Raw genomic sequence first — 22048 nt, 5'->3', positions numbered from 1 at the left:
GAGCCCAGCTTCGAGCCGAGGCTGGTCATGGAGTTCAGAGCGGTCTGAACCATGTTCAGGGCGCTGGAGATCTGGCCGCTCGTCATGCTGGAGATGTCGAGGCTGAAGACCGAAGCGCCAACCGACGCATCCGACGTACCCAGGATGCCCGAGGTCGTGTCGATCGTGCCGCCGCTCGAGCCGAACAGAACGTTGCCGGTTGCGCCGGCGTTGAAGGCGTAGGAGGTCGTGCTGACCGAAACGGTGCCGTTGGTGCCGCGGATGAAGGACGAGACGACCGAAGCGGAGCCACCGCTCGCAGCCATGACCCAGTTTTCGCCGTTGAACGAAGCCGACTGGGCGACGCTCTGCAGCTGCTGCTGCAGCTGGCCGATTTCTTCCTGAACAGCCTTCTTGTCAACCGAGCCTTCCATGGCGGTGGCAAGCTTGTCCTTGATCTGGCCGACGATGTCGATGGCGCTGGTGACGGCCGTCGAAGCGGTATCAACCTTGGCGGCGCCGAGGCCGAGAGCGTCGGAAACTGCGCCGATGGCGCCGTTGTCGGACTTCATGCTGGTGGCGATCGACCAATAAGCGGCGTTGTCGGAAGCCTTGGAGATGCGCAGGCCGGAAGACACGGCGTTCTGCGTGTCCTGCAGGTTACCGCTGATGCTCTTCAACGTCTGGAGAGCGGCCATTGCGGAATTGTTGGTGATAATGCTGGTCATTGAGTGTGTCCCCTGGAAACTGGATACGAAAGGAGGACATACCGGACTGGAAATACCGGCGATGACGGAGCAGCTTCATGCCCCTCGATCCATTTTCCTGGAGGACCAAACCCGTCATGTTGCGAGGAAGGTCGCACCCATTGCTTGCCAATTTCTTAAACGCGGGGCCACCGGAAACCGCCTGTCCTGAACGTGGCTAACAATGCGTAAAGGCGCTTTCAACCGTTGCTTCGGTTTCAGGCAAGCTACGTAAGGGATCATCAGGCGAATCCATGATGCCGGGGCCTCGACCTTGACCGAGAGCCGGCCAACATATCGCTTGGAGTTCTCGCTCGTGAATACGAAAAATGCCTTTGTGACAGCGTCGGGCTTCTATCAAAAGGGGCAATATACGCGCGCACTCGAAACGCTGAACGAGTTGCTTAACGTCGACAGATCGCCCAAGACTTATGCGTTGCTGGCAAAAACACTGCTCAAACTCGGGTTCAGATCGGATGCGGCGAGTGCCTATGAGCTGGCGGGCCGGCAGAAGCCGCAGCGCGACGACTATCTTCGCGAGGCGCTGCTGCTTCACAGCGATTGCGGCAATGACGATCAGGCTCTCGCGGTCGGCAACCTGATCCTTCCAATGGCGTTCAAGGACCCGGAGCTTGCCTTCATCCTCGCCCGCATTTTCCTGAGCCGAGAGCAGAAAGAACTCGTGAGCGGCTTCAAGACGGTACTGGTCGAGGGACCGGAGCTCAAGCATCGGCTCATGGCAGCAAAACTGCTCACCGACGATCTCTACGACGAAAGCAACCGGCACCTTGTTGCGACGCTATTCAAAAAACATCCCGACAGCAGCATCGCTCGCATACTCCATCTGATCTTCGCCCGAGAAATATCCGACCTCGCGGTTGTCGACAGGTACATGCCGCCGATCACAGCCGCACTGGCAGAGGGCAATCTCTCCTACGTGATCCCGGACAATCCCTTCTTCCACCTGCATTGGTGTGGCGATGAAGCAATTAACAAGCATGCGATCCACGACACAAAACCCTTGCCCCCCGGCCTTGCCGAGGCTCGTCGCAAGTTGCCACACACATGGAGCAACAAGATCCGCGTCGGCTATCTCTCGTCCGATTTCTGGCCTGGCCACGCGACGATGAAGCTGATGCAGCGGACCCTGGAGCTGCACGACAGGGATCGGTTCGAGATCACCCTTTTCGACCATTCCGATCTCGCTTCCCAGAAGGAACAAGGGTTCGATCATCAGAAATGGGGAACGATGGTCGACGTTCGCGGTCTGTCCGACCAGGGCGCGGCAGCGGAGATCCGATCCCGGAACATCGACATTCTCGTCGATCTCAAGGGACACACCAAAGGAAGCCGCGCGGTTATCCTCAACCATATGGCAGCTCCGATCCATGTTTCCTGGCTCGGTTTTCCGGGCTCTGTGATCAACATCGACCTCGATTACATCGTCGGCGACCATTATGTCCTTCCAGATCATTCGAAGCCGCATTTCCACGAGAAGTTCTGCCGCCTGCCCGAATGCTACCAGCCGAACGATCCGCTCAACCGCCCGAAGCCGCGGCCGACGACCCGCGCGCAGCACAAGCTTCCCGAAGACGCCTTCGTCTTCGCCTCCTTCAACGGCAACCGCAAGATCACCTCACAGATGGTCGACGTGTGGTGCAATATCCTCAAGCGCACCAAGAACAGCGTGCTTTGGCTGCTCTGTAACGGCCCGCGCGCAGAGGCCAATCTCTGGGCACGTCTGGAAGCGCGTGGCATCAGCCGCAAGCGGGTCGTCTTTACCACACGCATTCGCTACGAGGATCACATCGATCGCCAGCAGCTTGCCGATCTCGGCCTGGATACTTTCCCCGTCAATGGCCATACGACCACGTCCGAGCAGCTATGGGGCGGTTTGCCGGTTCTCACCATGAAGGGCACCAACTTCGCCTCGCGCGTCAGCGAAAGCCTGCTGAACGCCATCGGTGTGCCGGAGCTGGTCGCCGAGGACCTTCAAGCCTACGAAGATATGGCGGTGCAGCTCGCCAGCCAGCCGGAACGCATTGCGCAGTTCAAGGAGACGCTGGCCGCCAACCGCTACATCAAACCGCTCTTCGACGCCGAGCGCTTCACACGCCATCTGGAGGCGGCCTTCGAGATGATGGTGGACCGGGCCAAGCAGGGTCTCGCACCCGACCATATGGACGTCCCAGCGCTGCCCATGCGCGCGCAAGCATTTATGGAAGAAGACCAGAGCTCGGCGGCGATCGCGGCCGAATAAAGCCCAGCGATCGGCGGAGCCGCAAACCTCCGGCGATCGCTTCGTTCCTGTCTTTTCAGTGGAAAGAGCGGACCAGGCTGCCGACCAAAAGGTTCCAGCCGTCGATCAGCACGAAGAAGAGAATCTTGAATGGCAGCGAGATCGAGGTCGGCGGCAGCATCATCATGCCCATGGCCATCACGATGGTCGACACGATCAGATCGATGACCAGAAACGGCAGGACCACAAGGAAGCCGATTTCGAAGCCGCGCCGAATCTCCGAGATCATGAAGGCCGGAATCAGGACGCGATAATCGATCTTGTTGTCGACTACGGTCGTCTGGCCGCGCTCCTGCGCCAGGTCGACGAAAAGCTTCAGATCCTTGTCGCGCGTATTGTTCGACATGAAGGTGCGGAACGGCTCGGCGATGCGCTGCACGGCGTCGGCCTCCGAAATCTGATTGGCAAGCAACGGCTGCACGCCATCCTTCCACGCCTGATCGAAGGTCGGCGACATGACATAGAAGGTCATGAACAGGGCGAGACTCAGAAGGATCATGTTCGACGGCGTCGACGATAGGCCCATGCCGGTGCGCAGGATCGAAAACGCGATGATGAAGCGCGGAAAGCTCGTCACCATGATCAGGATGCCCGGCGCGATCGAAAGGATCGTCAGGAGCCCGAACGTGCGGATGATCCAGGCGGCGACAGAGCCGTTGACCGGAGCATTCAGAAGATCGGTGGGAAGCTGTTGCGACAATTGCTGCGCCATCGCCAGTTCAGGCGACAATACAGAAATCACTAATATAGATAGGGCAAGTATTAATCGAATCATTCGATCACGAAAGTTCTGAACATAACTTTCGATACTCGTCCTTCCGAGCGCAGGTCAACACGCTCCTGAATGTCATCCCGAAGATATTGCAGTCCCCGCGCGCCCTCGATCTGCTGCAGGGAAACCGTGCGGATATAGGCAAGAATATCCTGATGGATCGCCTGGGCGAGCTGAGCATCCGCAGGCCCCTTGAAGACCAGGGCGAGTTCCAGTCTTACCCAGCTCTGCGACGGGTAGGCAAGATTGGTGGTGATCGGGTCGAGCGCTACGATACCGTTCGCTTGTGCTGCGGCGGCCGCCTGCTTGCTGTCACCGGCGGCCAGGATCGTCTTCTGTACGGCAGCGGTAGCGGCCTTGATCCTCGGCGCGACGACGGTTCCAAGCACCCAGCCGCCAACGCCGCCAAGAACGGTCAGCAGCAGAAGTCCGACGATCGTCATGATCAGCGGCGATCCCTTGCCCTTTGCCGATTCGTCTGTGGCTGCCATGTCCCTATCCGTCCGTTGTCTGGCAGAGCACGATGCCGAAAAATGTCGGCAATCCTCGGCATCATGCTCTCGCTATTTTATACTGGCGCGGATTCAGATTTTAGGCCGAGTCGACCTGAGATCATCCGGCACCAGCCGATATCGTCAGCCGTCAGAGCGGCGACAGCAGATCCACGGCCTGCTGGCCTCGCGGCGGCTGCTGTATTTCCGTCAAACGACCGCGTCCGCCATAGGAGATGCGGGCCTCGGCGATCTTGTCGTAGGAAATCGTGTTATCCGCGGTGACGTCCTGAGGCCGCACGATGCCGGCAACGTTCAGAATGCGGATTTCCTGGTTCATGCGGACTTCCTGCGAGCCGCTGATCATCAGGTTGCCGTTTTCGAGAATGCCGGTCACGACGGCGGCGACCAGAAGGTTGATCTGCTCGGAGCGCTGCATCTTGCCCTTGGCGTCGGTGCTGGTGTCGGAGCCCGAGGTCGCGTCAGCGTTGGTGGCGGGTCTCCAGCCGAAGATCTTGGCCGAGATATCCCAGTTCATATCGCTCTTGTTCGTGCGGCTGCGATTGGTCTCATTGTCCCAGTTCGCCTTGTCGTTGATCTGGATCGTGACGGTCAGGATGTCGCCGACATTAAGCGCGCGCGCGTCCTTGAAGAGGGCCGCCTGCGAATCATTCCAGAGCGAATAGCCTTGCGCAACCTGATGCGGCCGCTTCGGATATTGCAGCATCTGCGGCGTCTGCGCATATTGCAGGCCGCTGCCGATCGGACTCATGGCAGGCGCCCTGCCGATTTCCCTGAGGGCCTGCGACTGGCAACCGGCTAGAAAGACGACGATTGCGCAGGCGGCCGTAAGACGCGTGTTCATGAGGGGTCCTTCGACTTCGATGTATTCGGGTCGGATGCGCTGGCGATGATATTGGTGATGACGGCCGCCTTCTTCGCATCCATCTCCGCAAGAATCAGGCTCGATTGGCGCGACGAAAGCTTCATGATGATCGCAGCGGCAATCGTGGTCTTGACGTCGTTGAGGCTCGCCGCCGCCGCATCCGGCTTCATGTTCTTATAGATATCGACCAGGCCGAGATCGGCGGTCTTGAGGAAATCGTCGCGGCGTTTCAGCCAGTCCTCGTATTCGGCCTTGCGCTTGTCCATGGTGGCGATGCGCTGGTCGATGTCGGTCCGAAGCTGTTCCAGCTCCTGCTTTTGCAGCAGATAGCGCTGATCGCGGGCCGGATCGGCAATATTGGTGCAGAACTGCCGGATCTCATCCTGGCTGGAAGCGGGATCGGCGGGTTTCGGCGCTTCCTGCGCCGAAGCCACGTCTAGCGGCACCAGCATCATGGCGCCCATTGCGAGACTGCAGGCTACCAGTATTCTTCTGGCGATGACGGTCAGGATCATTGCAGCACGAGCTCCGCTTGCAGGGCGCCGGCCGACTTGATGCCTTGCAGGATGGCGATGATGCCGTCCGGCTTGACGCCGATGTTGTTGAGGCCGGAGACCAGCGTCTTCAGGTCAGGCCCTTCCAGTACTGCGACACGGCCGCCGCTCTTGGTGGCGGTGATATCGGTCTGATCCTGGATGGCGGTCTGTCCGTCGGAGAAAGGTTCCGGCTGGATCACCTGCGGATTCTCGCTCACCTGCACGGTCAGCGTTCCATAGCTGACGGCGACCGGCGAGACGCGGACATCGGCGCCGATGACGATCGTTCCGGTGCGTTCGTTGATGACAACCTTGGCCGGCGTATCGGTCTGGACATTGAGGTTTTCGATATCGGCCATCAGCCGCGTCAGATCCGCCATCTTCGGCTTGGCGACCGTCACTTCCTGCGAATCCTTCGCCTCCGCGATCGGTGCGCCGAAACGCGAGGTCGCCCAGGTATTGACCGTGTCGGCAATACGGATCGAGGTGGAGAAGTCGGGATTGCGCAGCTGCAGGACCAGGTTGACGGAATCCTTGAAGCGAGACGGCAGCTCCCGCTCGATGATCGCGCCGCCAGGCACGCGGCCGGCCGTCGTGACGCCCTCGGTCACCGTTGCGGCGGCGCCTTGCGCCTGGAAGCCGGAGACGATGACCGAGCCCTGCGCCACGGCATAGATCTGCCCGTCCGCACCGCTCAGCGAGGTCATGATCAGCGTGCCGCCACGCAGCGACGACGCGTCACCGAGCGAGCTCACCGTCACATCGATGCGGCTGCCGGGGCTTGCAAAGGGCGGCAGGTTCGCCGTTACCATGACGGCGGCCGTATTCTTCGCGGCGGATTGACCGCCCTGGGTCGAGATGCCGAGGTTCTGCAGCATCGCTCGCATGGATTGCTCGGTAAATGGCGAGGAACGCAGGCCGTCGCCCGTTCCCTGGAGGCCGACGATCAGACCATAGCCGATCAGCTGGTTGTCGCGGCCGGATTGCAGCGATGCGATATCCTTGATGCGCGATTGCATCGCGAGGGCCGGATCGGCCACGATCAGGCTCGGCAATGCGAAAAGGACTGCGAGAAATTGACGAAGCCGTTTCATTTCGCGACCACGCGGATCGTGCCGTTTTGAAGGACGGTGCCGTTGACGATGATGCCCGAATCCATGTTGCGGGCGCGCACACTGTCGCCGACGGCGCCATCATCCAGCGGCGTGCCTGCCGCCGTGATCGTCATGCTGCCCATGCTCATCACCAGGCGGACATTGGAACCGCGCGTCACAGCATAGGGCTGGCGCAGGGCGGAAACCGAAATCGTGCGGCCGGGAAGAAGCGTCCGCTTCGATACCAATCCCGTGACGTCGCGAAGCCGCTTGGCGTAATCACCGCTCAGATTGGGATTGGTGACCTCGACCTCTTCGAGCTGACCGCTGCTGATGATATCGCCCGGATAGATCGTCTCGGTCGGCACCACGGCGGTACCGAGCGCGGAACCATCGGCGCTGACAGCCCGGGCGGGCATGGCCGAAGCAAATACGACGGAAAGGCTCGCCGCGGCGAACCATGCCATTGCTAAGCTTTTCATCCGGCGAAACCTCATGTTCGGCCCGTCCCTCTTGCTACTTCAGGTTCTTGCTGACGATCTGCGCCATTTCGTCGGCCGTCGTGATGACCTTGGAATTCATCTCATAGGCGCGCTGCGCCGTGATCAGATCGGTGATTTCCTTGACCGGATCGACGTTCGACGATTCCAGATAGTATTGCTTCATATAGGCAAAGCCGTTCTCGTTCGGATCGGAAACGACCGGATCGCCGGAAGCCGGCGTCTGAACGAAGAGATTGCTTCCCATCGGCTGCAGGCCGGCTTCATTGACGAAATTGGCGATCTGCAGCTGGCCAAGCACGGTCGGCGTCGTCGCGGTGCCGATGATCGCGGATATCTCGCCGGACTGGCTGATGGTGAGCTTGCTGGCATTGTTCGGGACAGTGATGCCCGGCTCCAGCACATTGCCATCCGGCGTGACGATCTGACCGGTATCGCTCTTGTTGAAGGAGCCGGCGCGGGTGTAGGCGGTCGTGCCGTCGGGCATCTTGATCTGGAACCAGCCACGGCCGACGAGCGCGACGTCGAGATCGTTCTGCGTCTGCGACAGCTCGCCCTGGATCTGGATGTTGCGCACCGCGGTCGTCTGCACGCCGAGACCGATATTGGCGCCTTCCGGCACCACCGCCTGGTTCGGCCTGTTGGCGATCCCCTTGGCACGCTCCGTCTGATAGAGAAGGTCGGAGAACTCGGCGCGCGAGCGCTTGTAACCCGTCGTATTGATATTCGCGATGTTGTTCGCGATTACTTCGAGATTGGTCTGCTGGGCATCCATGCCCGTCGCGGCGATTGCGAGCGCTCTCATGCTTTCGTCCTTGAATCTAGGGCGGAACCTTCGAAGCCATGGAAGGGCTCGTGAAAGACTCTCGCCAAATCAGGTAATTAGAACGGGGAAGCCCGCTCTATATCTGCATCTTCGTGATATCGAGAAAGGCTGAGACGACCTTGTCGCGCAGAGCGATTGCGGTCTGCAGGGTCTGGTCGGCCTGCATGACTTTGTCGACCACCTCGCGGGTGCTCATCGTGCCCTTGATACCGGCAAAGGAGGCGCCTTCCGCTTCCTTCAGCGAATTGATGGAATCCTTCGCAACGTTCGACATGACCGACGCGAAGCTCATTCCGGCATCCGCTCCCATGGCGACGGCCGGCGAGGCATTCATCGCGCTGGAGGCGGCGGAGGTCAGATCCGTGGCGATGCTGCCGAGGCCGCGGGTCGCCGAGATGGAGGCTACATTCTTAATCGTGTCGATCATTGGTTCTTCAGCAGATCAATAGTGGAGGAGATGAGATCACGGGCCTGCCGGACCGTCTGCAGATTGGCTTCGTAGGAGCGATTGGCTTCGCGCATATCGGCCATTTCGACGAGAATATTGACGTTGGGCATCTTGACGTAGCCCTTCTGATCCGCCGCCGGATTGTCGGGATCGTATTCTTCGACGAACTTGCCCGTGTCTTCACCAAGCTTCTTGACACCGACAGTGGTGAGGCCGTTGGCGCGATCCAGTTCGGCGCCGAAGGTCACCGTCTTGCGCCTGTAGGGATCGGCGCCGGGCGTATCGCCCGTCGATCGGGCGTTGGCGATATTTTCGGAGACGATTCGCAGACGAGTCGATTGAGCCTCCAGGCCGGAGCCTGCAATTTTCAATGCGGCTGATAAGGGGTCCATGGCATCTTCACTTCATCTATTGTTTTACGGTCATCAACATCATGCGATGAAAGGAGCCTATGAGCGCGGTGTTCAAGCTGTATTGGCGCTTGATGTCACCGGCCTTGGCAAGCTCGTCTTCCAGGCCGACGGTGTTACCCGATTCCTGGACGCCGATTTCCTGGGCGAGCGGAGCTTCCTCGACGTTGACGTTGCCGCTCGTGCTGAATTCGTTTCCCGAAAGATGCGCCGGATTGGTCCGGACCATGTTGACGTTCTGATTATCCAGAACGGCCTGGAACGGCGTCACGTCCTTGGCGCGATATTTCGGCGTATTGGCATTGGCGATATTGCCGGCAACAACCTCCTGGCGCACCTGAAGCCACTCGGCTTGCCGCGAGGCCAGGTCAAAGAGCTGTATGGGTTGCATGGCCTTCTCTCCGTTCTTACACTAGAAACCTAGCGGGATAATCTTGCGTGGGACTTGCGGGAAATGCGTTCCTGTAAAGGTCTTCGAAATGCCTGAAACTTCGGCGTTTTCGGCTTTTCAATTGTTGCCGTAGACATCGCCCGCCGACGTGACGATGACCCATTTTCCGTCTCGTTGTTCGATCGAAGCCAGCCGGCTGCTGTCGGGCAGAACCGAACCGACCCGCACGACATACATGCCGGTATCGTCCTCGATGAGCGCTCGGCCATTTGCGACGTGCAGCAGGTGGAACGGGGACTTGCCGGGGAGCGGCTGCTGGTCGGCCGGCTCCCCCCGGTCGTCCTCGCGTCCGGCATTGCTGACCGTCGCCGTCGTCAGCGGATCGGAAATAAGATCCTTCGGCGCGCTCGGGTTCTTGTTGGTTATGGCGAGCGGCGAGACGCTGACGATCTCGCGGCTGGGCCAATTCGGCAGATCGCGGGTGCGCTCGCCTTCGGCGATGTGAATGCCGAACTTGTCCGGATTGAGAAAGACGTACCAGGGAAAGAAGGCCGAGGCGCCGGCAAGCGCCAGCCCCGTAAAGGCCAGCGCCCTATCCGCAACGGTTCGCCTTCTCGCCTGCTTCGGTGGGGCGACCGGATCGTCTGAGTCGGATTCCATCACTTCTGGCCCCTCTTTCGGCACGAATTTCGGCGATACCCGGCTGGATGCGGGCAAGGAAAAATCGCTCTGAGCTTGCTGATGATCATCACTTGCCCCTGACCGGAACGCCGCTCGAGGCATTCCTGAGAGCGGTGGCAAGATCGGTGAAGGCATCCGCCGAAGGCTCTTCGCCCGGGGTCTGCTTCAGGATGTCGTAGATGATCGGCACCTGGCGCACCGCGATATCGAGATCGGGGTCGCTGCCCTGGCGATAGCCGCCGATCAGGCGCAGATCGCGCGTTTCCTCGTAGCGATGCACAAGCGCCTTCAGCCGGGACACCAGTTTTTCCTGATCGGATGACCAGGCCTTGCGGGCGAGACGCGATACGGATGCGAGGGGATCGATCGGCGGGTAGCGGCCTTCCTCGGCAAGGCTGCGCTGGAGAACGATATGGCCGTCGAGAATGCCGCGGGTGGAGTCAGCGATCGGATCGTTGTGATTGTCGCCATCGACCAGGATCGAAATGATGGCTGTGATCGTGCCGGTGCCCTCCGGTCCCGGGCCGGCCCGCTCGAGAAGGCGCGGCAGCTCGGTGAAGACCGAGGCCGGATAGCCGCGCGCGATCGGCGGCTCGCCGGATGCGGTCGCCACCTCGCGAATGGCATGGGCGAAACGTGTGACGCTATCGACGATCAGCAGCACATTGTCGCCCTGATCGCGGAAATGCTCGGCGATGGTGATCGCCGAAAGCGGCGCCATCTTGCGCAGCATCGGGCTTTCATCGCTCGTCGCGACGACCGCCACCGATTTCTGCATATGCGAACCCAGCGTATCCTCGATGAATTCGCGCACCTCGCGGCCGCGCTCGCCGACGAGCGCGATCACCACCTTGTCGAAGGCTTCCGCTCTCGCCAGCATCGACAGCAGCGTCGATTTGCCGACGCCGGAGCCGGCAAAGATACCCAGGCGCTGGCCAAGGCAGAGCGGCGAGAAGATATCGATGGCACGCACGCCGGTCTTGAAGCCGGTTTCGACACGCTTGCGCGTCATGGACGGCGGGGCAGTATTGGAGATCGAGCGCGATTCAAGACCCGCCGTCAGCGGCCCGAGCCCGTCGATCGGCTCGCCCAGCGAATTGATCGTGCGGCCGCACCAGCTATTGTCGGGCGCGATGCGGAAGGCACCCTTGCGGATGATGGTATCCTGGATACCGATCGGCTCGCCCGGCTCGATCGGACAGACATAGGTGAGCTCCGGCTCCACGCGGACGACTTCGCCGAGATGGATGCCGGTCTGGGAACGGTGCGCGACGAAATCGCCGAGACGCACCTGCCTGGAGAGGCCCGCGACGGTATAGTGCCCGGCGGCGATGGTGCGCACATGACCGCCATGGGCCACGGCATTCTCCGCCATCGCATATTGGCCCGCCAGAGCGGCCATATGCGAAAGCTTCGGCGACATCGCGCCCTCCGGCAACCGATCCTCGACCATCATCCGCCCCTTTACTGGCTGCCGCCGAGGGTCTTGATGGCGTCGGTAAGCGTGCCTTCACTGCTGCTGGTAAGCGTGCTGATATTGTCGAAGGCGCGGCTGACCTCGATCAGGTTGGTCATTTCCCGCATGCCGTTGACGTTGGAGTTTTCCAGATAACCCTGAGCGATGCCGATATTCGAACGATCGATGACAGGCTGAGGCGTATCGGTCGGCAGGATGCCGCTGTTTTCGTAGCGCAGGAAGCCCTTGCCGACATCGGCGCTGTAGAGGCCGATCTGACCCATGGTCCGGCCGTTCTGTGTGATCACGCCGTTCGATGCAACGGCCGGAGCGCCGCCCGCCGGATCGAGCTGGATCGGGGCGCCGCCGGGATCGAGCACGGGGAAGCCGCGCGTGGAGACCAGCGCACCGCTGTCGGTCATGGTGAAACGGCCGTCGCGTGTGATCACCAGGCCCGCCGGCGTGTTGAGGCCGAAATAGGCATCGCCCTTGACCGAGAAATCGAAGAGATTGCCGGTATTCTGAAGTTCGCCATTGTCGGTGGAGAGGTAATCATTGCCTTGCGAGACGAAGGCGACCTTGGCGTTGAGCTTGTTTTGGGTATTGCTGAGGACCTGATCGAACTTGACCTCGGTGCCACGAAAGCCCGTCGTGTTCACGTTGGCCAAATTATCGGCGATCGTGGTCAAGCGCCGCTCGAGCGCCATCTGGGACGATAGCGCGACATAGATACCAGACTGCATTTTCAACGCCCTCCGGACATTGGAGAATAACGGGAAAGGAAACGCCACCGGCGCTCCTACATTTCGTTAGCGGGGCATGGATGCCCTTACCCATCATCCTGCAGGGCTTGGCTTGTGCGAAGCTGACAAGGCAAAAAGCGCGTCAACGGCCCCATCGAACAGCCTCACGCAAGGCAGCTCCCCTAGTTCATCATATGAAGCAACGTTCAGGTGTGGACCGACGATGAATATTATTATCGGATTTGTAGTGACCTGCGGCTGCATCATAGGCAGCTTCATGGCTATGGGCGGAGACGTAGGAGCGCTGTTCCAGCCCTTCGAATTTGTCATTATCGCGGGCGCCGGCCTCGGCGGCTTCATCATGGCCAATCCGATGAAAGTGGTGAAGGATTCGGGCAGAGCGCTCGGGGAAGCCTTCCGGCATGCGGTTCCGAAGGAGCGCGATTATCTCGACACGCTCGGCGTGCTCTATGCCCTGATGCGCGACCTGCGCACCAAGTCGCGCAACGAGATCGAAGCCCATATCGACAATCCCGATGAATCGACGATCTTCAAGGCTGCGCCGACGGTCCTGAAGAACAAGGACCTGACAGCCTTCATCTGCGACTATGTCCGTCTCATCATCATCGGCAACGCCCGCTCGCACGAGATCGAGGCGCTGATGGATGAAGAACTCGATACCATGATGCACGACAAGATGAAGCCCTATCACTCGATCACGATCATGGGCGATTCCTTTCCGGCGATCGGTATCGTCGCTGCCGTTCTCGGCGTCATCAAGGCGATGAGCCACATCAACGAATCACCCGAAGTGCTCGGCCATCTCATCGGCTCGGCACTGGTCGGCACCTTCCTCGGCATCATCCTGTCCTATTCGGTCTGCGCGCCGCTGGTTTCGCAGATCAAGGTGGTACGCAACAAACAGCATCGCCTCTACGTGATCGTGAAGCAGACGCTGCTCGCCTACATGAACGGATCGGTGCCGCAGGTTGCGCTCGAATATGGCCGCAAGACCATCTCCTCCTACGAACGTCCCTCGATCGACGCCGTCGAGCAGGAGATGATGAACCCCGGCGGCGAAAGCAAGGCAGCCTGACGATCATGAGCCCGCAATCCGCTTCCAAGGCACAGACGATGGACCGCACCCTCTTTGCCAGACTTACCGGCAATCTCGGCGACCAGGCAACGCTTGCCAAGCTCGGCGCAGCCTTCACCCAGGTCTATGCCGAATTCCTGCCCGACATCATCAAGAGCGAGACCGGCCTGGATATCACCATCGCCTATGCCGGCTGCCAGTCCGGCCCAATGAACGACCTGATCGCCGGGCTGGGCGGCAACCATGCCCTCATCAACGGCTCGCTGCGCAATTGGGCGCCGAAATTCGTCCTCGGCTGCGGTGCCGGCTTCATCATGACGCTGATGGAACACATGCTCGGTGCGCGCCCGGAAGACATGGAAGCAGCGGTGGCCCGGCCGCTTTCCGCCATCGAGCTCGACCTTTCCGTCATGGTGTTCGACAAGATCGCCAATGTGCTGCGCTCGGCCGTCAATGCGCCCGGCGGCTTCGAGCCCTATCTCGACCCGCCCTACAATATCGAGGATCGCCCGAAGGCCGCCGGCGACGAGGGAAATGATTTTGCAGCCGCGATCACCATGACGATCTCGCTCGGCAAATCGATGTCCCAGATCGTCATCATCGTGCCGCAACGCGATCTGCTGCGCACTGTCGTGAGCGCGCCCCGCGCCAAGAACCCGACGGCGGCCTCCCAGGCATGGTCGGATCAGCTCGGCGAGCAGGTGCGCCGCTCGCAGGTAACGCTTGAGGCACGCATCCGGCTGCAATCGCTGACGCTCGACACCATTTCCAAGCTCGCGGTCGGCGATGTCATCCCCTTCATGGATAATACCGGCGACGTCCGGGTCGAAGTCAGCGCCAACAGCAAAGACCTTTACATCTGCGAATTCGGCCGTTCTGGCGAAAATTATACGGTGCGTGTCAAGGATAACGTCAATTCCGACGACGAGCTTCTTCGACACCTGATGAATTGACTAGCTGAAGGTGGTCGGTCGCCCACCCACGGCAGCTTGAGGCAAGTTTCAACTGGAATAGTGATTTCATGGCTACGAAGAAGACAAAGCAAAGCAGCGAGGAATCGCTGGACATTTCAAGCAGCGACGCCGCCCTGGACGAGGCCATCGACGGTCTGCGCGGCGTTCTGAAGAAGGATAGCGACGGCGATCTGCCTGACTTCGGCGCCGATACGTTCGGGGCGGAAACAAGCACCGACCTTTCTACCTTCGGCGATTTCGGCGACGACAATTCCGAGCCCGCCTTCGACGGTGGTGACTTCGCGGACGTTTCCGCGGCGCCTGCTGCTCCCGGCAGCGCACTGGCCGCCAATATGGACCTGATCATGGACATCCCGATCGACGTCCAGATCGTTCTCGGCAGCAGCCGCATGCCCGTATCCGGCCTGATGAACCTGGCCGAGGGCGCCATCATCGCGCTCGACAAGAAGATCGGCGAGCCGGTCGAGATTACCGTGAACGGCCGCAAAATCGGCCGGGGCGAGATTACCGTTCTGGACCATGACGACACCAGATTCGGCATCAAGCTCACTGAAATTTATAACGCGAAGAAAAGCTGAACCCGGCTCAGGATGAGCCCACTCCCCCTGCGGGATGGAGACGAAGACCATGATGGACTTTGACGATTTCAGCGGCGCAATTGCCGAGAAACCGTTGACTCAGACTGAAAAAGCAGCGGCCGTGCTTCTCGCTATGGGAAAGCAGGTGGCAGGACGGTTGTTGAAATACTTCACGCAGAACGAGCTGCAGATGATCATCGCCTCGGCGCAATCACTGCGGCTCATTCCGCCGGACGAACTGGCGCAGCTCGTGGCGGAATTCGAAGACCTCTTCACCGAGGGCGCCGGCCTGATGGATAACGCCAAGGCCATCGAAAGCATTCTCGAAGAGGGTCTGACGCCGGATGAGGTCGATAGCCTGCTTGGCCGCCGCACAGCGTTCCAGGCGTACGAGACCTCCATCTGGGATCGTCTGGGCGAAGCCGATCCGGTCTTCGTCGCCAAGTTCTTCCTGCGGGAACATCCGCAGACCATCGCCTACGTACTGTCCATGATGCCTTCGGCCTTCGGCGCGAAGATCCTGCTGCAGCTTCCCGAAGCCCAGCGTGCAGACGTCATGAACCGCACCGTCAATATCAAGGACGTCAGTCCCAAGGCGGCCCAGATCATTGACAACCGCGTGCTCGCGCTGATGGCCGAGATCGATGCCGAACGCAACACTTCCGGCTCCACGAAGGTCGCCGACCTGATGAACGAGCTCGACAAGCCGCAGGTCGATACCCTGCTGAGCTCGCTGGAATCAATCAACAAGGAATCGGTCGAGAAGGTCCGTCCGAAGATCTTCCTCTTCGACGATCTCACGCGTATGCCGCAGCCGAGCCGCGTGCTGCTGCTCAACGACATCGCCTCCGACATCCTGACGATGGCGCTGCGGGGGTCCGGCAACGAGATTCGCGAGATCGTCCTGTCCTCGATCAGCCCGCGGCAGCGCCGCATGATCGAATCAGACCTGCAGATGGGCAATACGGGCATCAATCCGCGAGAAATCGCCATCGCCCGGCGCGCCATCGCCCAGGAAGCCATCCGTCTTGCCAATTCCGGCCAGATCGAGCTCAAGCCCCGAGAAAATACGCCTGTGGAAGAAGCAGCGTAAACGCGGCGCGGCCAGCGAAAACGTCATAGACTGGCAAGCTATGGGCCGCGCATGATGCGCGGCCTCTTTCCGTTGCGCAAAGGGCGGCTGCTTTGGCTGACGAAGACAAGGACAGTAAAACAGAACGACCGACGGAGAAAAAACTCCGCGATACCATCGAGAAGGGCAATGTGCCCCACTCCAGGGAGGCGACGCTCTTTGCCTCCATGCTGGCAACGGTCATCTACGTCACCTTCTTCCTGCCGACGCGCATGGGGCGCGTGGGTGAGGTATTGCGGGATCTCTTCGAAAAGCCGGATCAATGGCGGCTCGATACGGGTCCCGATGCGATCTCCCTATTCATCCGCATAGGCTGGGAAGCCGGAAACATGGTGTTGCCGGCCGTGGTGCTTTTCTTCGTCTTCGGCATCGGCGCCTCGATATTCCAGAATCTGCCAACCCCTGTCCTGGAGCGAATCCGGCCGCAGTTTTCGCGCATATCGCCCACGTCGGGTTTCAAGCGTATCTTCAGCACGACCGGCCTGGTTGAATTCGGCAAATCGCTCGCAAAGATCGTGCTCGTCAGCATTGTCATGTTTTTCGTACTGCGCGGCCAGTTCTTCCACGCGATCGATTCGATGGTTTCCGATCCGCAGACCATCTTCGTGCGCCTGTCGACGGTGGTTCAGCGAATCCTCGTCATCGTGTTGATGGCAACCGCGATCGTCGGCATCGCCGACCTGCTCTGGAGCCGCTATCACTGGTTCGACCAGCTGAAAATGACCAAGCAGGAGGTCAAGGACGAACACAAGCAGTCCCAGGGCGACCCCATCGTCAAGTCGCGCCAGCGCTCGGTCGCACGCGACCGGGCCCGCCGGCGCATGATGAAGCAGGTGCCCCGCGCCACTCTTGTCATCGCCAACCCGACTCACTTCGCCGTTGCGCTGCGCTATGTGCAAGCGGAAAACGATGCGCCTGTCGTCGTCGCCAAGGGCCAGGACCTGATCGCCTTGAAGATCAGGGAGATAGCCGAGGCAAACAATATTCCCGTTTTCGAAGATCCGCCGCTCGCGCGCTCCATGTTTGCGCAAGTCTCGGTTGATAGCGTCATACCGTCAGTATTTTACAAGGCTGTCGCCGAGCTCATCCATCGGGTCTACGCCGCGCAGCCGAATAGAAAACGGGTACGATAAACCGAATGAAAAAATGCCCCTACTCTGCCCAACGCGAACAAATACTAGCCGAAGCCATCAGCCCCGTCGCCAGCGAGCTGCGTCTGCTCGATGCAGCCGACCTGATTTCCCTGCTGCGCTTCGAACGATACGGCAATCTTGGTGACCTCGTAGCCTCGGCCGCCGAACTCTATTTCCTTCCAGGCATTGTCAATTTCGGTCTTGGCGGGGACTACAAGCTCGATTGGGGCGGGCCGGCGGAGGTCACGCTCGACCTGGAAATCAAGCCGCAGGGCGTCACCATCTATGCCAAGCTGGCGCTGACGGAACACCTTGCCGGCATCGAGATCAATCATATCGCCTTCGACAAGGCATCGTCCGATCCGGACGAAAACACGGCGCTGCTCGCACGCAGCCTCAGAGACGCTCGCTACGTCATTCGCGGCGAAGCCGCGCACGCAGTCTGAAAAGATTCATCATTTCGAAATCTGCAAAGGTGATTCGCTGGAGCCGGATGATTTTAGGTCGAAACGACCTAAAATCTGAATCCGCTCTGGAATCAAAGAAGCGGAGCATGATGTCGTCCGAAAACCGCTCACATTTTTCGGCATCATGCCTAAGGCGCCGCTGTCTCAGCTTATGTAGCCGAAGCGGATCGCCTTCGCGATCGCCTGGATACGGTTGACGCTGTCGAGCTTGATGGTCGCCGATCCGAGATAGGCGTTGACGGTGTGGACCGACAATCCCAGTTTCTCGGCAATCTCCTCGCTGATGCGCCCGTCGCCGGCAAGCTGCAGGCAGGCAATCTCACGCTCGCTCAACGCCTCGGCGGCCTGCGAGCGCCGCTCATCCAGCGACAGGAGCTCCATCATGATCTGGCAGCTGCGGCCATGCAGCTCGACGATCATCTCGCTCGCGAGATCCATGAACTTGGCCGTAAAGACGATATAGCCGTTGCCGACCGCGCCGAGCCGGACCGGAAACGCCACGCCGGCGAAGGGCAGAAGATGCGGCTTCAGACGCTGCGTGAAAACGGCAAAGTCCGGCGTTTCAGCCGTGCTGTCGCTATCGCGGCCATTCCACATCAGCGGAAGCAGGGATTTGTCGATATGCTCGATCATTGCTTCGCCATAGGCTTCCACGAAGGATTTGCCGACGACGGAATTGGCCGAGCCCCAGTTGTCGAGTTCGCAGACCAGCCGCTGCTTGTGCGGCAGGCCCGAGCCATGAAGGCGATAGACGGCGAAATGCTGCGCATCGATCAGCTTCAGCATCGACACCAGTTTCGGAAAGAGATCGGAGCGGCCGGAAATCCTGCCGGAACGGGTAAGCCGCGATTCGGCGGGCCTATCCGTCATCCTGTCTGGCTGATAGCGCATCCGGTAAGCCCTTAAACGAGATTGTTTCGCACCGCGAAGGCTATAGCCTCCGAGCGGGTCTTGGTGGCGGTCTTGCGCATGACGCTGGTGATGTAGTTGTTGATGGTATTGCGTGAGATTCCGAGAATCATGGCAATCTCGTCGCTCGTCTTGCCCTCGGCGATCCAGAACAGGCATTCCAACTCACGCTCGGTCAAGTCGAAATCGCGCTCCAGCTTGCCTTCGACGCATCGGGTGGAGCTCGCGAGATAGCCGGACAGCAGGCCGACGTCACGCAGCCGCTCGGATGAAAGCATCATCGATTCACCTGCCAGCAGCAGCAGCGAGAAACGCGTGCGCCCGACATTGAAGCTCAGGACATGATATTGCCGACCAATTCCGTCAGGCAGGGTGACATCATCAGGCAAGAGAGCCACGCTCGGCTGAAACAGCGACATGCATTTTTCCAGCTCGCCGATGCGGCCATAACTGCCGGTCAGTTCCACCGCCAGGCGTCTGACGAGATCGAAGGGCCAATCAGAGGAAATGACGAAATCGAGACCACTTTCCTGGATAAGATCGGAGCGTACGAGGAGATAATGGGAAGCACCGGCGTAGCTGGTCAATGCCTGCAGGCCGGCTTGCAGATAGCCCTGGCCCGAAACGGCATTCAGCTGCAGAATGAGCTGCTCGCGCGACATGGAACCGGCAGGCACGACTGATCGCGCATCCCTATCGCTTCTGCTCACCTGCGATATCTGCATGTCCATACTTGCATTTCCTGCCGCTGTTGGGCGATGGCCGTCAACGAGAGCATTGTTTCGCCAGAACCCGGCACATCGCCCCAGGAAATCGATGGATTTTCCGTGAGGCATCAAAACTGGGTCTTCTCTACCGCGACGCAAACACATCCCGGCGGAAGCGGGTAGATGAGCGTACCCATCCTTGAATTCCACGTCGGCAATCGTGCCGGCCTATACCGTCGCCACCACGATCTACGAACCATGAACTGATTTTCCACGCTCCGGAATCTGCAGACGCTTTAAACATGCGAAACGCGGAAACGAGGACCGATTGGCTCCGAATACACGGCTATTACGCAAAAGGCATACTATTTGTATGTCGATTCTTTTTACCCAGCAACCGGATATCCCGGGAAATTCCAGCTTACGAGAACGTCAATTTACTTGGCAGCGGCTAATTGATCACAGTTGAAATGACAAATATCGGCAAGCTTGACGCGCCAGCATTCCCGTAACGAAAAAGGACCGGGAGCGCATCCCGGTCCTTTGCTTAGGCCGCCTGGTCGACAGCCCATTTTCTGAGGATCTTTGCGGCACGCTCCTCGCTGATTTCCACCATGCGGGACAGGCGGCGTTCCGGCCCTTCCTTGACGCGGCGGTTGAAGGTGCCGCCATCGTCGCCCATCGTCAGCAGATCGTCGGTGCTGTCGAAGCCGAAGTCCGAGCCGAAGCCGTCCATCAGCGCGGCACCAGGACCGCCCACGGCAGGTGCGAAGTCCGGCAGCTCCAGCCCGGCCGCTTCCGGAAGTGCCGTGCTGTTTGCGGAGCCGCCGAGCGAGCGGATCAGCGGACGGAAGCCCATCCAGACGATCAGGAAGGCGACGGCGACAAAGGCCAGCGAATTGATGATGCCGGCCATGTTGCGGCTCAGCATGTCCGTGATGCTGAAGCTGGAAGATGCCTCCTCAAGCAGCTGGTTGTCGAGGAAATCCATCGCATTGACGGTGATGATGTCGCCGCGCTTCGTATCGACGCCAGCGGCCGTCGCGACGATCTTCTGCATCTCGGCGATATAGGCATCGATCTTGGCCTGATCCGCGCCTTCGCCGACCATCTGCGAGATGCGGCCCTTGTTGACCACCACGGCGACGGACAGCTTTTCGATCTTGTAGCTGTTACGCGTCGTGGCCGTGGTCTTGCTGTTGATCTCGTAATTGGTCTGCTCTTCGCGCTTGTCCGACTGATCGTTCGACGTCGGCGTGTTGCCGCCGGACTGCGGGGCCGCCTGCGGAATATTCTGTTCCACGGTTGCGGCGCTGTCGGGCTGGCTCTGCTGCGATTTCTGGGCTTCCTTCACCGTGCGGACCGAGCGTTCGACCTTCGAGTCCGGATCGTAGGTCGTTTCCTGCACCTGCTGACTGTCGGTGTTGAGCTGCGCCGTGACGCTCGAACGGAAGTTGTCCGTGCCCAGGAAGGGTGCGAGCGCCTTGTTGATGTTGGATTCGACTTCGCTCTGTACATTCTGCACGATGCCGAGATTGCGGTTCAGAACGCCGTTGCTCGGGTCATCGCCCGATGCGAGCAGCTGGCCCGTCGAGTCGAGGATCGTGACGTCGTCGACCTCCAGGCCTGGAACGGCGGAGGCGACAAGGTGACGGATCGCCGATGCGGATTTGCGGGCCGCTTCCGCACTGGCGCGGATCATGACGGATGCCGTCGGCTTCTGATCCGCCTTCCGGAAATTGCCGACGTCCTGCATGACGATATGGACGCGCGCGGCACTGATGCCGGCGATGGAAGTAATTGTGCGGCCGATTTCACCTTCGAGTGCGCGCACGCGGGTGACTTCCTGCATGAAGGAGGTCAGGCCGAGCGAACCGACATTATCGAACAGTTCGTAACCGGCATTGCCGCTATTGGGCAGACCGCGTTCGGCGAGCAGCGCGCGGGCCTTGCCGGTCATGCCGGCCGGAACGGTCAGGCTCGTGCCGTCGGAGCCGACCTGAAAATTGATCTTTGCCTCTGCGAGAGCGATGCTGATCTGGTTGAGATCGGTCGTATCCAGGCCGACATAAAGCGTCTCCTGCGCGGGCTTATTGACGTAAAGGGCGGCAAAAAGGATCAGCAGCATGGAGACAGCACCGACGCCCCCAAGGATCATCAGCCGCGTTCTCCCCAGATTCTGAATATTCCGGAGCAGGGGAACTAATTGATTTAACAGATTCATTCTGTTCTCGCACGATTCGTCAAAGACCTGATGGCTTTGTACCCTGCGGAGAAAATAGAAATCGAAACTTGTGCGAACGTTTCGTCCGGCTGGAAAAACAGGAAAAAGTCAGGAAGAAACGATGAGGATTATATAAGAAAAACAGTATCTACTGCCGGCCGCCGGATCAGAAGAAATCGAAATCGCCGGCAGCCTTCGCCATGGGCTGGGAATGCGCATGAGATCCACCGCCGCCAAGCGCCTTCTGCATCTCCGTCAGCTTGACCAGGCTCAACGCCGTTGCCAGATCGACCGTCCAGCCCTCGGGCATGGTCCCGGCGATCGTATCGATGAATTCGGCGATGCCGCGGGTCTTCTGCACGGCAAGGTCGATGCCCTGAACGACCTTCATCGCTTCCGGCGAGGCCATTATATCGGCACCGCTGATATCGAGCAGCTGCGGTTCGATGCGCTCGATCAGATAGGCGACGTCATGCAATTCGGAAACGACCCGCAGGAGGATGGCGGGAAGCGTCTCCTCGATGGCGGGCGTTTCAATGTGCTGGAAGGGGGTCATGCGGTAGCCTCGCT

The 22048-nt window shown here is 59.9% G+C and carries 25 protein-coding genes; 7 read left to right on the top strand and 18 right to left on the bottom strand.

Annotation, left to right across the window (positions count from 1 at the left end; all coding sequences use genetic code 11):
• A partial coding sequence (locus DQ393_RS22015; RefSeq protein ID WP_112343821.1) for a flagellin occupies positions 1 to 707 on the bottom strand: 707 nt, incomplete at its 3' end.
• A 334-nt stretch (positions 708 to 1041) separates the two neighbouring features.
• Between DQ393_RS22015 and DQ393_RS22010 the strand changes: the two genes are divergently transcribed.
• Complete coding sequence (locus tag DQ393_RS22010) at positions 1042 to 2985, top strand: glycosyl transferase (protein WP_112343854.1); 1944 nt, start codon at positions 1042 to 1044, stop codon at positions 2983 to 2985.
• A gap of 55 nt (positions 2986 to 3040) precedes the next feature.
• On the opposite strand, the gene fliP is transcribed toward DQ393_RS22010, so the two are convergent.
• The 13 genes from fliP to flgF form a co-directional block, all read right to left on the bottom strand.
• Positions 3041 to 3799: a flagellar type III secretion system pore protein FliP gene (fliP, locus tag DQ393_RS22005; protein WP_112343820.1), complete on the bottom strand. Its 759-nt coding sequence runs from the start codon at positions 3797 to 3799 to the stop codon at positions 3041 to 3043.
• Positions 3796 to 4287 (bottom strand): flagellar basal body-associated FliL family protein, encoded by a 492-nt coding sequence (locus tag DQ393_RS22000; RefSeq protein ID WP_112343819.1) that lies wholly within the window; start codon positions 4285 to 4287, stop codon positions 3796 to 3798. The genes fliP and DQ393_RS22000 overlap by 4 nt, the downstream gene beginning before the upstream one ends.
• A 151-nt stretch (positions 4288 to 4438) precedes the next feature.
• Positions 4439 to 5152 (bottom strand): flagellar basal body L-ring protein FlgH, encoded by a 714-nt coding sequence (gene flgH / locus DQ393_RS21995; RefSeq protein ID WP_112343818.1) that lies wholly within the window; start codon positions 5150 to 5152, stop codon positions 4439 to 4441.
• The gene (locus DQ393_RS21990; protein WP_432422018.1) at positions 5149 to 5637 is read right to left on the bottom strand and encodes a MotE family protein; all 489 of its coding nucleotides are present in this window, start codon (positions 5635 to 5637) and stop codon (positions 5149 to 5151) included. Before DQ393_RS21990 ends, flgH begins: the two co-directional genes overlap by 4 nt.
• Positions 5638 to 5684: 47 nt before the next feature.
• On the bottom strand, positions 5685 to 6803 hold the full coding sequence (locus tag DQ393_RS21985) for a flagellar basal body P-ring protein FlgI (protein WP_112343816.1): 1119 nt from the start codon (positions 6801 to 6803) through the stop codon (positions 5685 to 5687).
• A complete protein-coding gene (gene flgA / locus DQ393_RS21980; protein WP_432422014.1) occupies positions 6800 to 7285 on the bottom strand; it encodes a flagellar basal body P-ring formation chaperone FlgA in 486 nt (161 codons plus the stop codon). The genes DQ393_RS21985 and flgA overlap by 4 nt, the downstream gene beginning before the upstream one ends.
• A 34-nt stretch (positions 7286 to 7319) precedes the next feature.
• Positions 7320 to 8108 (bottom strand): flagellar basal-body rod protein FlgG, encoded by a 789-nt coding sequence (flgG, locus tag DQ393_RS21975; RefSeq protein ID WP_112343814.1) that lies wholly within the window; start codon positions 8106 to 8108, stop codon positions 7320 to 7322.
• 97 nt (positions 8109 to 8205) lie between these two features.
• Positions 8206 to 8556, bottom strand: coding sequence for a flagellar hook-basal body complex protein FliE (locus DQ393_RS21970; protein WP_112343813.1), 351 nt, complete (start codon positions 8554 to 8556; stop codon positions 8206 to 8208).
• Positions 8553 to 8969, bottom strand: coding sequence for a flagellar basal body rod protein FlgC (gene flgC / locus DQ393_RS21965; RefSeq protein ID WP_112343812.1), 417 nt, complete (start codon positions 8967 to 8969; stop codon positions 8553 to 8555). Before flgC ends, DQ393_RS21970 begins: the two co-directional genes overlap by 4 nt.
• A gap of 16 nt (positions 8970 to 8985) precedes the next feature.
• Entirely contained in the window at positions 8986 to 9378 is a 393-nt protein-coding gene (gene flgB / locus DQ393_RS21960; protein WP_112343811.1) for a flagellar basal body rod protein FlgB, read from the bottom strand.
• 117 nt (positions 9379 to 9495) lie between these two features.
• Positions 9496 to 10038, bottom strand: coding sequence for a flagellar protein (locus DQ393_RS21955; RefSeq protein WP_432422013.1), 543 nt, complete (start codon positions 10036 to 10038; stop codon positions 9496 to 9498).
• Positions 10039 to 10126: 88 nt separating this feature from the next.
• Positions 10127 to 11512, bottom strand: a complete 1386-nt coding sequence (fliI, locus tag DQ393_RS21950) for a flagellar protein export ATPase FliI (protein WP_112343853.1) — start codon at positions 11510 to 11512, stop codon at positions 10127 to 10129.
• Positions 11513 to 11523: 11 nt separating this feature from the next.
• A complete protein-coding gene (gene flgF / locus DQ393_RS21945) occupies positions 11524 to 12258 on the bottom strand; it encodes a flagellar basal-body rod protein FlgF (RefSeq protein WP_112343809.1) in 735 nt (244 codons plus the stop codon).
• 223 nt (positions 12259 to 12481) lie between these two features.
• Between flgF and motA the strand changes: the two genes are divergently transcribed.
• The 6 genes from motA (at position 12482) to DQ393_RS21915 (ending at position 17617) form a co-directional block, all read left to right on the top strand.
• Positions 12482 to 13354, top strand: a complete 873-nt coding sequence (motA, locus tag DQ393_RS21940; protein ID WP_112343808.1) for a flagellar motor stator protein MotA — start codon at positions 12482 to 12484, stop codon at positions 13352 to 13354.
• A 5-nt stretch (positions 13355 to 13359) separates the two neighbouring features.
• On the top strand, positions 13360 to 14307 hold the full coding sequence (locus DQ393_RS21935) for a FliM/FliN family flagellar motor switch protein (RefSeq protein ID WP_112343807.1): 948 nt from the start codon (positions 13360 to 13362) through the stop codon (positions 14305 to 14307).
• A gap of 68 nt (positions 14308 to 14375) precedes the next feature.
• The gene (gene fliN, locus DQ393_RS21930; RefSeq protein ID WP_112343806.1) at positions 14376 to 14906 is read left to right on the top strand and encodes a flagellar motor switch protein FliN; all 531 of its coding nucleotides are present in this window, start codon (positions 14376 to 14378) and stop codon (positions 14904 to 14906) included.
• A gap of 49 nt (positions 14907 to 14955) precedes the next feature.
• Positions 14956 to 15999 (top strand): flagellar motor switch protein FliG, encoded by a 1044-nt coding sequence (gene fliG, locus DQ393_RS21925; protein ID WP_112343852.1) that lies wholly within the window; start codon positions 14956 to 14958, stop codon positions 15997 to 15999.
• A gap of 92 nt (positions 16000 to 16091) precedes the next feature.
• A complete protein-coding gene (gene flhB, locus DQ393_RS21920; protein WP_112343805.1) occupies positions 16092 to 17171 on the top strand; it encodes a flagellar biosynthesis protein FlhB in 1080 nt (359 codons plus the stop codon).
• Positions 17172 to 17176: 5 nt separating this feature from the next.
• The gene (locus DQ393_RS21915) at positions 17177 to 17617 is read left to right on the top strand and encodes a hypothetical protein (RefSeq protein WP_112343804.1); all 441 of its coding nucleotides are present in this window, start codon (positions 17177 to 17179) and stop codon (positions 17615 to 17617) included.
• Between the two features lie 165 nt (positions 17618 to 17782).
• On the opposite strand, the gene visR is transcribed toward DQ393_RS21915, so the two are convergent.
• The 4 genes from visR to cheT form a co-directional block, all read right to left on the bottom strand.
• Positions 17783 to 18529 (bottom strand): transcriptional regulator VisR, encoded by a 747-nt coding sequence (gene visR / locus DQ393_RS21910; RefSeq protein WP_112343803.1) that lies wholly within the window; start codon positions 18527 to 18529, stop codon positions 17783 to 17785.
• Positions 18530 to 18540: 11 nt separating this feature from the next.
• Positions 18541 to 19278 (bottom strand): transcriptional regulator VisN, encoded by a 738-nt coding sequence (visN, locus tag DQ393_RS21905; RefSeq protein WP_112343802.1) that lies wholly within the window; start codon positions 19276 to 19278, stop codon positions 18541 to 18543.
• A 523-nt stretch (positions 19279 to 19801) separates the two neighbouring features.
• The gene (gene fliF, locus DQ393_RS21900; protein WP_112343801.1) at positions 19802 to 21478 is read right to left on the bottom strand and encodes a flagellar basal-body MS-ring/collar protein FliF; all 1677 of its coding nucleotides are present in this window, start codon (positions 21476 to 21478) and stop codon (positions 19802 to 19804) included.
• Between the two features lie 166 nt (positions 21479 to 21644).
• Positions 21645 to 22034 carry a chemotaxis protein CheT gene (gene cheT, locus DQ393_RS21895; RefSeq protein ID WP_112343800.1) on the bottom strand — a complete coding sequence of 130 codons (390 nt, stop codon included), beginning with the start codon at positions 22032 to 22034 and terminating at the stop codon, positions 21645 to 21647.
• Between the last annotated feature and the right edge of the window lie 14 nt (positions 22035 to 22048).

Source organism: Martinezella tropici (assembly GCF_003287875.1).
Classification (GTDB): Bacteria; Pseudomonadota; Alphaproteobacteria; order Rhizobiales; family Rhizobiaceae; genus Rhizobium; species Rhizobium tropici_C.
Note: the sequence above shows the minus strand (reverse complement) of the source record. Positions and strands in the feature narration are given on the sequence as shown.

What these genes read in the sequence shown, in the direction of transcription:
- flgH (WP_112343818.1), bottom strand. Translation starts at nt 5,152, where the DNA reads ATGAACACGCGTCTTACGGCCGCCTGCGCAATCGTCGTCTTTCTAGCC.
- flgA (WP_432422014.1), bottom strand. Translation starts at nt 7,285, where the DNA reads ATGAAAAGCTTAGCAATGGCATGGTTCGCCGCGGCGAGCCTTTCCGTC.
- fliN (WP_112343806.1), top strand. Translation starts at nt 14,376, where the DNA reads ATGGCTACGAAGAAGACAAAGCAAAGCAGCGAGGAATCGCTGGACATT.
- flgG (WP_112343814.1), bottom strand. Translation starts at nt 8,108, where the DNA reads ATGAGAGCGCTCGCAATCGCCGCGACGGGCATGGATGCCCAGCAGACC.
- flgF (WP_112343809.1), bottom strand. Translation starts at nt 12,258, where the DNA reads ATGCAGTCTGGTATCTATGTCGCGCTATCGTCCCAGATGGCGCTCGAG.
- fliG (WP_112343852.1), top strand. Translation starts at nt 14,956, where the DNA reads ATGATGGACTTTGACGATTTCAGCGGCGCAATTGCCGAGAAACCGTTG.
- flgB (WP_112343811.1), bottom strand. Translation starts at nt 9,378, where the DNA reads ATGCAACCCATACAGCTCTTTGACCTGGCCTCGCGGCAAGCCGAGTGG.
- fliF (WP_112343801.1), bottom strand. Translation starts at nt 21,478, where the DNA reads ATGAATCTGTTAAATCAATTAGTTCCCCTGCTCCGGAATATTCAGAAT.
- fliP (WP_112343820.1), bottom strand. Translation starts at nt 3,799, where the DNA reads ATGATTCGATTAATACTTGCCCTATCTATATTAGTGATTTCTGTATTG.
- DQ393_RS22000 (WP_112343819.1), bottom strand. Translation starts at nt 4,287, where the DNA reads ATGGCAGCCACAGACGAATCGGCAAAGGGCAAGGGATCGCCGCTGATC.
- visR (WP_112343803.1), bottom strand. Translation starts at nt 18,529, where the DNA reads ATGCGCTATCAGCCAGACAGGATGACGGATAGGCCCGCCGAATCGCGG.
- DQ393_RS21955 (WP_432422013.1), bottom strand. Translation starts at nt 10,038, where the DNA reads ATGGAATCCGACTCAGACGATCCGGTCGCCCCACCGAAGCAGGCGAGA.
- DQ393_RS21985 (WP_112343816.1), bottom strand. Translation starts at nt 6,803, where the DNA reads ATGAAACGGCTTCGTCAATTTCTCGCAGTCCTTTTCGCATTGCCGAGC.
- cheT (WP_112343800.1), bottom strand. Translation starts at nt 22,034, where the DNA reads ATGACCCCCTTCCAGCACATTGAAACGCCCGCCATCGAGGAGACGCTT.
- fliI (WP_112343853.1), bottom strand. Translation starts at nt 11,512, where the DNA reads ATGGTCGAGGATCGGTTGCCGGAGGGCGCGATGTCGCCGAAGCTTTCG.
- DQ393_RS21915 (WP_112343804.1), top strand. Translation starts at nt 17,177, where the DNA reads ATGAAAAAATGCCCCTACTCTGCCCAACGCGAACAAATACTAGCCGAA.
- motA (WP_112343808.1), top strand. Translation starts at nt 12,482, where the DNA reads ATGAATATTATTATCGGATTTGTAGTGACCTGCGGCTGCATCATAGGC.
- DQ393_RS21935 (WP_112343807.1), top strand. Translation starts at nt 13,360, where the DNA reads ATGAGCCCGCAATCCGCTTCCAAGGCACAGACGATGGACCGCACCCTC.
- flgC (WP_112343812.1), bottom strand. Translation starts at nt 8,969, where the DNA reads ATGGACCCCTTATCAGCCGCATTGAAAATTGCAGGCTCCGGCCTGGAG.
- visN (WP_112343802.1), bottom strand. Translation starts at nt 19,278, where the DNA reads ATGGACATGCAGATATCGCAGGTGAGCAGAAGCGATAGGGATGCGCGA.
- DQ393_RS21970 (WP_112343813.1), bottom strand. Translation starts at nt 8,556, where the DNA reads ATGATCGACACGATTAAGAATGTAGCCTCCATCTCGGCGACCCGCGGC.
- DQ393_RS21990 (WP_432422018.1), bottom strand. Translation starts at nt 5,637, where the DNA reads ATGGGCGCCATGATGCTGGTGCCGCTAGACGTGGCTTCGGCGCAGGAA.